This is a genomic window from Hespellia stercorisuis DSM 15480 (assembly GCF_900142165.1).
In the GTDB taxonomy this organism is placed as follows: Bacteria; Bacillota; Clostridia; order Lachnospirales; family Lachnospiraceae; genus Hespellia; species Hespellia stercorisuis.
In genome coordinates this window covers 1-12,569 of record NZ_FQZY01000094.1, presented here as the reverse complement: position 1 = coordinate 12,569, position 12,569 = coordinate 1, and the positions used below count along the sequence as shown (strand labels likewise).

11 protein-coding genes and 1 pseudogene are annotated in these 12,569 nt (G+C 42.6%); all 12 read right to left on the bottom strand.

From position 1 onward, the window contains the following. Positions 1 to 316: 316 nt before the first annotated feature. Positions 317 to 1,222: pseudogene (locus BUB85_RS19075) on the bottom strand (bifunctional lytic transglycosylase/C40 family peptidase); the annotation flags it as partial. Then, a complete protein-coding gene (locus tag BUB85_RS19070) occupies positions 1,219 to 3,363 on the bottom strand; it encodes a CD3337/EF1877 family mobilome membrane protein (protein ID WP_073113106.1) in 2,145 nt (714 codons plus the stop codon). The gene BUB85_RS19070 and the pseudogene BUB85_RS19075, both read right to left, overlap by 4 nt. Next, positions 3,363 to 5,810: a conjugal transfer ATPase TcpF gene (gene tcpF / locus BUB85_RS19065; protein ID WP_073113105.1), complete on the bottom strand. Its 2,448-nt coding sequence runs from the start codon at positions 5,808 to 5,810 to the stop codon at positions 3,363 to 3,365. The genes BUB85_RS19070 and tcpF overlap by 1 nt, the downstream gene beginning before the upstream one ends. Next, the gene (locus BUB85_RS19060; protein ID WP_073113104.1) at positions 5,797 to 6,186 is read right to left on the bottom strand and encodes a conjugal transfer protein; all 390 of its coding nucleotides are present in this window, start codon (positions 6,184 to 6,186) and stop codon (positions 5,797 to 5,799) included. Before BUB85_RS19060 ends, tcpF begins: the two co-directional genes overlap by 14 nt. Before the next feature lie 117 nt (positions 6,187 to 6,303). Beyond that, complete coding sequence (locus tag BUB85_RS19055; protein ID WP_073113103.1) at positions 6,304 to 6,804, bottom strand: antirestriction protein ArdA; 501 nt, start codon at positions 6,802 to 6,804, stop codon at positions 6,304 to 6,306. Between the two features lie 18 nt (positions 6,805 to 6,822). Continuing rightward, a complete protein-coding gene (locus BUB85_RS19050) occupies positions 6,823 to 7,320 on the bottom strand; it encodes an antirestriction protein ArdA (RefSeq protein WP_073113102.1) in 498 nt (165 codons plus the stop codon). A 119-nt stretch (positions 7,321 to 7,439) separates the two neighbouring features. Then, the gene (locus tag BUB85_RS19045) at positions 7,440 to 7,787 is read right to left on the bottom strand and encodes a hypothetical protein (RefSeq protein WP_073113101.1); all 348 of its coding nucleotides are present in this window, start codon (positions 7,785 to 7,787) and stop codon (positions 7,440 to 7,442) included. 424 nt (positions 7,788 to 8,211) lie between these two features. Next, a complete protein-coding gene (locus BUB85_RS19040) occupies positions 8,212 to 8,433 on the bottom strand; it encodes a hypothetical protein (RefSeq protein ID WP_073113100.1) in 222 nt (73 codons plus the stop codon). Next, positions 8,430 to 8,564: a DUF3789 domain-containing protein gene (locus BUB85_RS19035; protein WP_073113099.1), complete on the bottom strand. Its 135-nt coding sequence runs from the start codon at positions 8,562 to 8,564 to the stop codon at positions 8,430 to 8,432. Before BUB85_RS19035 ends, BUB85_RS19040 begins: the two co-directional genes overlap by 4 nt. A 15-nt stretch (positions 8,565 to 8,579) precedes the next feature. Next, positions 8,580 to 9,770 (bottom strand): MobT family relaxase, encoded by a 1,191-nt coding sequence (mobT, locus tag BUB85_RS19030; protein ID WP_073113098.1) that lies wholly within the window; start codon positions 9,768 to 9,770, stop codon positions 8,580 to 8,582. Between the two features lie 186 nt (positions 9,771 to 9,956). Further along, the gene (locus BUB85_RS19025; protein ID WP_073113097.1) at positions 9,957 to 11,357 is read right to left on the bottom strand and encodes an FtsK/SpoIIIE domain-containing protein; all 1,401 of its coding nucleotides are present in this window, start codon (positions 11,355 to 11,357) and stop codon (positions 9,957 to 9,959) included. 115 nt (positions 11,358 to 11,472) lie between these two features. Then, positions 11,473 to 12,138, bottom strand: coding sequence for a CPBP family intramembrane glutamic endopeptidase (locus BUB85_RS19020; protein WP_073113096.1), 666 nt, complete (start codon positions 12,136 to 12,138; stop codon positions 11,473 to 11,475). Positions 12,139 to 12,569: the final 431 nt, after the last annotated feature.

Here is a 12,569-nt window from a genome sequence, read left to right as displayed (position 1 = left end):
GTTTTATGTCTCCATTGTACTAAAAACTCAGGAAAAAAGCGAATTCACATAGATTCACCTATGGTGAAAATGACTGTGGATAAGTAATGTTTTTCAATGTTCAGTTGTTGTTAAATATATTCAAAAGCCATAGAATTTGGCTTTGAATCAGAGTTATTTGAAAGATTGAAAGAGTAATCCACAATGAATTAAATTATTCAATCACAAACAATTGGTTATCCACCAATTACCGAAATAATATCGCAAAACAGGTTTTAAAAATTCTCTGTTTTGTACAAAAATTAATTAGTTCCCCAAGGGGGTTCTGAACAGTTACATTTCCTTGATAAATGCCTACGTGGGTAATGTAAGTTCCTGCATTATAGGTACTATGGAAAAATACGAGGTCGCCAGCCTGTGCCTGTGATAAAGGGATATGCTGGGTTGCGTCATACTGGGCTTGTGCTACCCGTGGCAGATTTATGCCAGCTTTCCCATAGCACCACTGCACCAGTCCCGAACAGTCAAAAGAGGTGTTCGGGTTATCTCCACCAAACACATATGTCCAGCCTTGATACTTTAGGGCTTCATTCATAACCGTTTGTGCCAATTTCCCAGATACCGCATTGACGGTCAGATATTGATTTACCAGCTCTACATAGAACATATTTCCATACTTGTACCGCCAGCCACCATTACGGGCAACGGCAATGGGGTTGGTATATGTGACCGTTACACCGCCCGATTTATCTCTTGAAAAATTCTGTGCCAGATTGAAACTGTGCTTTTTCCCGTTCTTTGTCACATAGCCGATATAACCGCCCCCGTAGTTGTAGCTTTGGACAGCGGTGTTGATGTCACAGCCACTTTCCTTGATGGAAGTAAGCAGGGAAGCAAAGTATTTACACCCTTGCTTGATGGATTCCTCTGTGCCGAGTGTGTTCGGTGGCAATCCCAGACTTTCCGAGGATTGCATAACATCAACCGCACGTCCTCCGCTCTCTACTTCCATAATCGCAAGCAGATAGGGGACGTACTCACTGATACCGTATTCCTTTGCATATTTCTCCACGGTTGCCTGATGTTTCAGCACATCTGCGGACAGGTTCATGCCTGTGACGGTGGAAGAATTACCGCTCCCTCCGTCATCGTCCTCCGCACTGATTAGGATTCCAAAGAATAACAGCAGGGAGAACAGTATCGGAAAGAGTATGCCGATAACAGCCAAATGCTTTATTCTCATTTATCCCGTCCTTTCTTTGGAAACCGATTGCTTTTTTCTGTGGTTTTCTGCTGTGTCCTCTGCTGGGACGTTTCGGTATGCCTTTCTGTGGTATATCGGGTTCGCAGTTCCCGTATTTCAGAAGAACTTCTTGCACCCTTTTCTTGCTGTCTGCTGGTTGCTGGTGTCGGCTCGGCTGTCCTTGTCGGTGCTACCGTGCGTTCTCTGATAGTTTCCGTATGTGGCGTTGTGGCAGTAGTGGAGCGTGTCCTGTCCTGTGGTGTCACATCTGCTTTTCTGGTTGCGGTGGCAGGGCGTTCATGTGGACGGGTAGCTCCTGTTGTCGCTGATCCGTCCCAGCCGTACCTTGCTTCCTGTGCTTTCTGCATTTCCATACGCTTTTGTGCCACGTTCTGTCTGTGATTATTGAGTTTCTCGGCTCTGGTGCTGGTGCGTGATTCTTTTTCCTGCATAACACCACGCTTAAAGTCAGACACATTTTCTTTTGCCTTTTCCTTTGCAGAGTAGACCGCATAGCCAGCCTGTGTCGGCATATCCTTGACCGTCTGTTTCACAGCCTTTGCCTTATCCCGTACATGGTTTTTAGCGTCCATGACCGCACCGACTTTCGCCCCAGCACGGCTTCCCATACTGGAAGTAGCGTTACTCCGTGGTTCACTTCCTGCCGTAGTATTACGGGAGGTGCGGTTACCCATTAGGGAATTAGCCACAGCCCCTGCGGTACTTCCAGCTACAGCACCAGTCCCCACCGCTTTTGCAAGCCGTCTTTCCATTCGCCTTGTTCGCTGTCTAAAGAACATATATGGTCTGCGGAAGATTCTGCGTCCCATGTTCTGACTGTCATTGCCATTTAAGCTGAACATACTCATTAAATCGCCCAGCTTGAAATAGATTCCTGCAAAGGTCACTATCTGTAGGAACGCCACCATAAAGAACGGGTAAGTATTTGCCATATTGTAAAACATACTGGAAATGGAAAATGCCACGGTCACAATGAGCGTGATTCCAGCCCTTGTCATAATGGTGTTAAATACTCGAACGATTGCCTGTTTTGCCATGTTTTCATAAGTGGGTATCATGGACAGCAAAAAGCTAATCGGCAGGAACATGGCAAAAATGATGAAAAGTATCTGACTGAAAATCATCATGCCTGTAAGCAGGAAAATAAAGATTGTAATTCCCAAATCAAAGAGCAGGAGAAAGAACACCATTCCCAGACGGTTAATAACCTGTGGTATGGTTAAATTGTTATTATCCTTGTCCTCGATTTCTGCCTTTACCACGTCCTCCCTTGTTTCCCCGTCCTCGTCTGACGGACTGACCGATACCAGAGCTTCCACACGGTCTGAACCGATTTCCTCTATGTCGGAATTTCCAAACTGTAAGAGTAACCACGGTTGCTGTACCTGTATAGCAAATAAACTGTCACGTATTAAATCCACACTGTCTTTTCCTTTACTCTCTGAATCGGGAAGCATGATTTTTGTCCCCAAGTCCAGTGAAGCAGTGCTGATGTCTGATGAAAAGTCATTGACCTTTTTTATGTAATCGGGTGCATAGGCAATAAAAGAAGCCGATACCAGAAACACCACCAGAAAGTTAATGACCGCATGAAGTGCCTTGCTGGTTTCTCTTTTTATCAGTCCTGTATAGGCAACGTAGATTCCTACAATCAAGATAATCAAAAGCAAAAATCCCACATAAAATCCAGAACTGGAAAATCCGTTTGCGGTCACTCCTGCAAGGGTCTGTATGCTTTGTCCGATACTGTCTGCCATATCATTGATGAAGTCCAGCTTATACGCCTGTTGCACCACATAGCCTGTAGCATTGGACAGATACAAAATAATAGTCCAGATAAAGTTGGTAATACAGTACAAGCCGTACTGTACCGATTTTCCAATCCCGTCCAGCCAGTTCCACGGTAGCCAGTCCCAGCTACTATCCACATAGAAGTCAAGCTGGTAGTTGCTAAGAGGGTACTTTGAATAAAGGTTGCTGGTATTGACCGTATCGTCCACCAGCCCCGAAGCATGGGCGACTGTCCCTACAAGAGAGAGAGCCACCAGCACCACAACCGCCACCAGCAGAACGATTTTCAGCACATGAAGTGCTTTCTTTCCTATGGCTTTTGCGTCCATTACACCACCTCATTTCTCACGGGTGGTCTGGTATCAAAGGCGGTTAGCAGTTCTTCAAACACAGGGTGTATCTGCACTACGCCTACACGTCCATATAAGTCCTGCAATAAGCACTGCCCATTCTCTAGGTCACGCAAGCGTTTCTGGTTGCTTTCGTCCTCCTTGTCGATACCGAAAAACTCTAAGGTCTGTTTAATCTCGTTGATGTCCGTACTGCGGAACGCAAATTTCAAGCCGATGTTGTTTTTCAGTGTTTCCTTTGCCACGTCCCCAGAGGATTGTGTAACGAAATATACCCCTGCCTGCATGGCACGTCCAGCACGCACCAGCTTGTTAGAAAGTGTTTCTCCCTGTGCTACGTTTAGGAACGCCCATGCTTCGTCAAGGTCTACAATCTTAAAAATGCTTCGGTCTGAATGAATGAAGTCCAGTGCAAAGGTACTAATGACAATCAGCATGGACACGGACAGCAGTTCAATGGTGGTGTATTCTTCAAAGGTAGTGTCCTTATCGGGCAGAACCAAATCTGCAACCTGTATGATATTAAGCTGGTTTTCCAAACTGATAGCGTGTTCCACGTTGCCGTCCGAAAACAGCAGATGTGCAAAGTCATAGTCCGTAAAGGATTCGATATGGTCTGCAATGTTTCGTGATACAGGGGTGTCCTCTTTTCGTAATTCGTCAATGACGTACAACAGCCCTTTGCTTTGGCTCTGTGTCACAGAACGAATTGCTTTTCTAAGGACAGGGAACTTTTCCCCATCACGACTGCTAATACCTGTTAAAAAGGTCAATATATCAATAGCAAGACTTTCAGCGTCCTTTTCATTTTTCATAATCACAAAGGGGTCAAGCAGTCCTGCATTTTCCCTGTCACTGGTAAGATTTACGATATTGATTTCATGTGCGATTTCTGGAAGTGTTTCTTTCCAGTTTCCACGCTCTGATTTTGGGTCTAAGATTACCGCCTGTCCTCCGAACAGCACAGAATAATAGACAATAAGGTTATTACTAAACGATTTACCGCCACCCAGCGAACCCACAAAGGCAGACGCAAGGGCATTGGTAACTGTTCCCTTGATACCCTGTGACGCAAGAGAGGGTTGCAGATACACATTTCTTCCCGTGTCCACGGAATACCCGATATAGATTCCCGTGTTTTCTCCCAGCTTTTGGGTCGCACCAAATCCAAGCCCAGCCAAGAAGTCAGACTTGACATACTGGACATAATCATTGATGTACCGCTTACTTGCTGGTAAAAATTCCCCATGCAAGCCCAGCATATCCCCAGCAGGGCGAACCAGCTTCACATTGAGGTCATCGTAAAAGTCCTTGACTTCATCAACACGGCGTTTCAGCTCTTCCAAGTCGGGAGCAGATACACGGACAACATAGGACAGCTTGTACATACTTTCCTTGCTCTGGTCTAAATCCGTTTCCAGCTCGTCCACACTGTCCAGTGCGTCAACCACGTTAGAAGCCGTTTCACTTCCAGACTGGTAGGCGTGGTTGTCTAAATCTTTCAATTCCTTTTTCTTGTTTCTGACGGTAGTTAAGGCTTTCTTGTTGGGGACAATTTCAACATTCATGGAAGTGTCTACAGGAAATGTGAATTGCTCCTGCTGGAAATAGAAAATCTCACTTTGTAAGAAGTCCAACTCTCCAACAATGGAATTGACCGTAAAGTAGGTCACATAGCTTGCCCCGTCCTCATGCTCCAAGCGTAAGTGTCGCTGGCTTTCCTCCACCAGACAACGGGTAGGTCGGATAAGGTCAAAATATTTAATCTGCGTTTCCTGTTTCAGTTTCTTCTTTGGCAGATGATACTCATAATCTTCATAGGCAATGCCGTCCCTGCCGTAGATATGCTCGATAAGATACCCGAAGTCGTTCTTATCCAGTCTGCGAACCTTGAAGCGTCTGGATATTTTATTTTCCAGTAGTTTTTCCATCTTCATGTAGCGGTTGGTTTCATCATTACTCATGGAAACAAAGTCGTTCATCAACGTGTGATTGACCTCGTTTAGAAACTCCTTAAAGGTCATAAGGGCAGACTGTTTCATGCCAGAAAGATTGACGTCCTGCTCCGTAACCATGAGTTTAAATCCAATAAAAAAGCGGTAATCTACTTGATTATCGCCAATCATGGAAACAAGGGCTTCCGTCTGTTCCTCAATTTTCTGTAACGCCACCTCACGCAAGCGTCCTGTGACTAATTTCTTTGACTGTTCCTGTATGCTCCTTATGGAACTTTCCGTTGCTATCTGTAAGGCATGGATTTTCCCGTCCCTGCTCTGTGCAATGAGCTGACGGAAGTTGTCATGGACAATGAATTTCTGTTCTGCGGACAGAAACGAATAGTTGTAGGGTATCAGCTCATAGTAGGCAAATACCTCCCCGTCCTTATTCCAGACAAGGTTATTTTCCATATATTTAATCGGGTACATAGATTTCACTCCTAACTGCCGTGATTGCTTCATTGACCGTTTCCCTATGCAGTTTCACGGCTTTTCCTGCATAGGTGGTCTTTGGTCGGATTGCATAGGTCAGCATGGACTTTAGGAAGCTGTAAGGCTTCTTGCCATCAAACGTCTTTTGCGACATGAACCATGTGAGGGCAACGGGAATCCCGAAGTATTTCAAAAATGCACCCTCAATCATGGAAAGTGGCGGTAAGTCAGCAAACAGAATGATGATAAATTCCGTAATGACAAACCATGTAATCTGTGTAAAGGTAACGGGAAACGGTAAGTTAAAGTCATTGATTGCATACAAGACTTTCTCCACGTTCCAGATACCCGTGTAGCTTTTAATTTTCTTCAATAGATTGCTCCTTTCATTGTTGGTATGAAAAAAGGGCAGTCAGTATTAAAACCAACTACCCCTAAGTGTCAAAAGGCTGTCTGAATATCCCTATGCAGGGCTATGATCAGACAGCACCTATCTCATAATCTCGCACATACCACGACTGGATTCGATAAAAGTTCTTTCTATTTCCAAGTCACGTCCATATGCTTCATAGTCAATGTAGTATTCCAGACTTGCAGGAACTTCCCCTAATGATTGTAATTCCTCAACATAGTAACGGGCAACGTCCTCCATGCTGTCACAGTCGGAATAAAAAACAATATCGTCTACGTGTTCGCAGACCGCTTCCAGACTTCCAAAGTGGAGCATAAAAGCGTCCAGACTGTCCACCACTTCTGACGGAAGTTCCTCTATCATTTCATACATACCGTTCAGTTCATCAATGGAAGCGTACTCGGAAACTTCACAGGGGAAGTTGTCTGTATCATGGACAGCGTATTCTTCATATTCGCTATTCAATCCGATACGTTCTTCTATTTCTTCTTCGTCCAGTGGGAATGAGAACCAGTCGCCTACAAGGTCGCCCTCGTTGTATTTGCCAAGATTCGCAATATATACTCGCATATCGTCCATTAAGTATCACACCCTTTCTTACGGCATTTCCAAGATACCGTCCTCTGTTTCCAGAAAACGTCCGTTACTGTCCAGATATTCCCCGTAGGCTTCAAAGTCAAAGTAACGGATAGTTTCTTCTGACAGTGCTTGAAATTCTGGGTTGATTGACAGCACATGACGGGCAAGGTCAGTCATGTTTTTACAGTCTGGATAATCGAGAATGTCAAAACGGTGGTGGTGCAGTTCTTCCAGATTAGAAAAGTAGCACATCACATCTTCATAAAATGGTATTACATAAGGTGGCAGTGTGCTGTACATATGGTACAGGTCGTTTAGTTTTTCGATTGGTGTATCTTCCCTGACTTCATCTGAAAAGGGAAGTTCCATTTCCAAGATACGGTAATCGTCTGAATCCATTTCCACTCCTAATTTTTCTTCGATTTCATAATCATAAATTGGAAGTTCAAACCAAGCAGAGGGCAGTTCCCCGTCCGTTGGTGTTTTGGCTTCCAGTAATACTTTTAATTCTTCCATAGGCTTTATGTCCTTTCTTTTATTTGGTTGCTGATAAATAGGTACAAAAAAAGTAGCAAATCATAATGACTTACTACTTTGTGTGTGGATATTCAATTTTACAAACTGTTATTTGTAGCTTAGATGACATTCTCACCTAAAATTATTTTAGGCATTGTGGTTAAGCAACGATTCCAGCGTTTATAAAACTTCTCTACACCAAGCTTAGATACTCTAGCATGAGCTTCTTCATTTTCCAGCACCCAATATAATACATATGTCACCTTACCCACATTTCTTGTAAGACGGATAGGTAATTCGCCCTCTTTAACCGCATTAAAATCTTTTTGTCGGTGGGTGCGTTTTATGTAATGTACATCAATGACACCAGCTTGCTTCAAATAAAATTCAGCTACTTCTTTCATTAGCTCTTCAATTTCATCTAACTTAGTTAATTTTGCTTCATATATACATATTTCGTTAAACATAGAACACCTCCACAGCTTCTACTTTGTATTACTTTTTTGCGGTAAAAATAACTTAGGAATAGAAGTGAATAGCAGTGATGTCACTATTCGGGAATGTAGCAGAAACCACTTGAGTAAATGACCCGTTTCCGAAGCCAACATCTAAAATGGTTTGTGGAATTGCCCGTGAAAAACTAATTTCATTTAAACCCGCATAATGTATCGCTCTCAATATCTTTACCTCAATCCTATGTTCTGAATATCTCAGTAATCCGACAAATTCAAATTGTTTTTTATATCCACATTATACCTTTTTTCATGTTGTTATACAATCAGAAATAGCAGGGTACTATTTTTGTACCATTCCGTAACCCCCTTTCTTCCCCCTATGCCCGAACTCCCACAGGGGGAAATGTATGTTTGCGATACCGCAAACGATTGATAATTACGCTCCGATAATCTTGTTGAATAAGTTCAGTAATACGTCCTTGACACCAGACGCATTGAATACAAGACCTACTGCAATTAAGGCAACCACCAAGAATCCGATAAGTTTAGAAAACTCTCTTTTGAATCCTAAGTAGATACCAATTACCACGATTGCCATTAGCACAAGACTCTGTGCGTTACTTAAAAACCAGTTGTACAAATTTTGCCCGAAATTCATTCTTCATTCCTCCCATTCATTTTTTCCATATTTTTGTCTGCTTCTTTTCCTGCACTGATAAGACACATAAGAACGAATCCAAAGACCGCCCCAAGTGATACCAGCAGAATGTTAAACAATAAGTGCCACATTTTTTAAATCCTCCTTTACTTCAAAACGACTTCCTGTGGGGAAGCCGTCTGCTGACTGATTATTTTTTTGTGCTTCTCTGTAAGTTTTGTTGCTTCCTTGATACTTTTCAGATAGTCCGTATTATTTCCAGCGTCTATCTGTTCCAGCATTTCCAGAGTAGGAGCGACCTGTCTTGCTATCCAGCGTAAGGTTCGCTCTAAGGTGTAGGGTTCGGGTTGTGTTGTCAGCTTCAAGGGGTTTCTTCCTTGTCCGATAAACCAAGCCCAGCGGTCATTGAGTTTCCAGTCGCTCCGCTTTTTGCTGTCCTCTTTATCCACGAACCGAATGTAACGGTTGATAATGGAAAAGGCGGTACGTTCAGCGTCATAATAAGTCAGCAAATCTCTGACCGCATAGTAGGCTCTGTCATTTTTAAGTCGTATCTCAAAACGATTCTTAATCGGCGTTTCTTCTAAAGGAATCCCCAGCTTTGCATACTGTTCATAATTTTTTTCATAACAGCAGAAGTAGACCTCACTTTTTAATGAGCCGATATACAGGGTATAACCCATTCCCATCTTGTCATTTTCCCGATTCCGAACCAATTCCCCAGAACCATAAGACTTGAATGTACGAAAGACCGATACACATTCTTCCTCTTTGCATTTCTGTGTCAGTTCTGGAATATTGAGAATCCCTGTCATATCGTTAATGGCAAGGTCAAGACGTTTCATCACACCGCCATCAACCAGAGCGTCCATAAAGAAGTCATACCAGCTTCGCTCCTGTGCCAGCAGATAACTTTCCATCTGCCGACAGCCTTTTCCTTTCAGTTCCAGCAGGACACCTTTTTCTTCATCGGGAGATGTCAGCACAAATATGTCCCCAATGTAATAGTGTTCCGTATAACTGTAGAATCCGAAATCTTCATGAAGCATATAATCCATGTTGATTTTTAAAATGTTCCGTATAACGTGCTGGACATCATTTGTTGGAAAGCGGATTCTCACATAATCGAACAGCATGGAAAGCGGATTGTCGGGATTGAGTTTTTCCAGTGCTGTCATAAGCTGTTCCTTGATTTCCGCTGTCAGTGCGACTTTCCCCGTTTCAATACGGCTTAAATGTTCACGGCTGATTCCAGCCATGAGTGCAAGCCGTGTCTGTGAGACTCCGTAAGCTGTCCGTTTTTCCTTTAAACCTGTTATCCAGTTTGTTTCATTCAGTTGTTATCCCTCCATTCATAGAATTGTGACAATTACAAGCGAATGTCACACCCAGCATTAGGTATCAAAAACCCTTGTTTTTTGCTGGATTCCCGATATTTTTATGACTGTTTCCTAGTCATTTGTGCCCCTCTGTTAGATACCGAGGGGCGGATAAGCTGGCGTGGCTTCGCCACACCAGCAAGGCTAGTCCGTACCTGTGGCTTTCGCTTCGCACGCCACCTGTCCGTCCTGCCTTGTGTCTGCAAGTTCTCCAATCGTCTGCAAAAAATCGTGTTCCTTTGGCACTAAGGGGGTATAAAATTCTGTAATAACACTTGTTCCCATATCGCAATAACCACGTCCTTTGATACGCTTCTGGAAAAACTTCTTGCTGGTATCACTGCCAAACATCATGCCGTAACCCAGTTCGGACATTCTCCCAAGTGCCACACGGAAGTTAAAGTTATCTCTTATTCCGTCACTGAAATATTTTGCGTCTGGTCGCTGACAGGCGAGAATTAGAAAATATCCTGCCTGTCGTCCCAGCATGACAATTTTCTTTAGCTGGCTAAGTACGGCAATGCTTTCTTTTGTTGTGAGACATTCCATAAAAGCCACATATTCATCAAATATCAGAAAGTGGGGAGCAAGCCCCAGATAGGCGTAGTTTTCGCCCGTCTTATAGTTCGGCATGAGCTTCATTGCTTCGGAGCGTGACACCATGCCATCATAAAAGGCATTGACACAATCAATCATATCTTCCTTTTGGTAGTAGACATTTTTCATAACCATACCCAAGTCTGCAAGGTCACTGTTCTTTGGGTCTAGGATATACAGCACCGCATTGGTGCGGAGCAGAGCTTCAATGATAGTCAGTATAAAATAGGTCTTACCTCCACCAGTGCCACCACAAATAAGGGCGTGTGGAAGTGCGTCATATTCCCACACCAGATTTTTCATCAATCGCAATCCACCATGTTCTGCCTGTACTTCGGAAATGCTGATACGGTTGGCTATCATATCATAGAGCATAATATATTCAATGTAGCCGTCATGGAGCGTCTTATCGGTCAATTCACAGTACAAGCCACTTTCCAGCTTTTCTTCCAAGCATAAAAGCTGGTCTTGATATTTTCCCAGCGTGATTTCACACTGGATATGAAGCAAGCCATTGTCCATGCGGTAATAGATTCTGGGAAAGTAGCTGATTTTCTCTTTTGATTTACTGGATTGCAGGTCAGTGAAAAAACTGTTTCCCTGTGTTGTTTCTGCTTCATACCAGCCATTTTCCAGAATCATGCGTGACAGCTTTTGGCGGTGTACGAACCGTTTGTAGCTGTCATAACAGAATCGGTAATAACAAAAAGCGACCAGTGTACAGATACCAGTCGCCATGATTACTGTTATGATGTTGTAGGTCGAAAGTGTCAGCCCGTTATTTTGAAACAGGCTGAAATTGTTCCAGTCGGTACGCATGAGCTGTCCGAGATTCAGTAGCAGAAGTACCGCTATGAACACGATCAGGAGCGTACCTGTGCAAAAGCGGTACACCAGCGATTTGTCACTGGCACGAATCCGCTTGCCTTTGTATTTCAGTAGTGCCATAAAACCTCCTTTCATGGCATGAAAAAAGCAGTCAATCGTATGGACTAACTGCTTATGTGATATTGAATATAAAATTGTCATACTGAAATTTAACAACGCCTATATAATATGTCTGCTATTTGCCGTACAGCGGTAAAATCATTGTGATGTAAGAAATTAAATTATATCCTACATGAGTTAATATGCAACAGAATATCGAACCTGTATGCAAATAAAGCAGACCTAATACGATACCACAAATAAACGCTGAAAGCGTTTGCACCATGTTAAAATGGAGTAAGGCAAACAACATTGAAGAAACAAATAAAGCTATTACCTTTCCGTAATTTAATGCCAACCCACTAAGCAAAAAATCTCTCATTAGAATTTCTTCTATAAACGGCGCAAGAATACAAACCTGAACTAAACTGGTAATTGGTGTCGTACTCAAAGCCTTGAGTGTTTGCTGATATCCTTCCTCACTTACTGGAAAAAATTTTTCAAATATGGGATCTAACCCTTTATCCAAAAGAAAATAGAACAGTATGGCACACCCTAATGCCAACAATATTCCATGAAATGAAATGTTAGCGGATAAATTTAATTTGAAACGGTTTTCTTTTGTCAGCAAAACAAGGAACACGAACATACAAAAAATAATTGAAAACAGGTTCATATATTTTCCGTAAATGGGAGGCAACTTTCTCCATAACACAACATCCAAGGTAGTATATAATAACATAAAACCAAACCAGACAAGTACCCACAAAATTCCCCTGCCAAGAGATATTCCATCTTTCATACCTAGTATTCTCCTCCCTCACAATTCAAATTGATAGGGATATTATACCTTATTTCAATATCATACACAATCAGATTGATTTAGCTACAGCGTTGAGGAATAAATTTAATTATGTCTATCCCTCATCTACTGTTTATGCTTTTTAGCACTTTATCCACATTTTCCTTGTTAACGCCTTTTGTTATGCACTTCGTATAGGTCCACGAAGCCAATCCTAAAAAAATGTGGATTATTCAGTTATTTCGTCTTTCATTTAACCACCACCTGTGCTAAAATAACATTGTTATTCCAAGTACATTGTTGTGTACTTAAAAATGTAGGATACATCTTCATTCGTTACTGTCAGTCCGCGAAAACTTTCCAGTAGCCCTGAAGATGTATTTTTTATTGTCTGCTTAAGTTCTTTGATATATGGATTCCATGCCAAATAC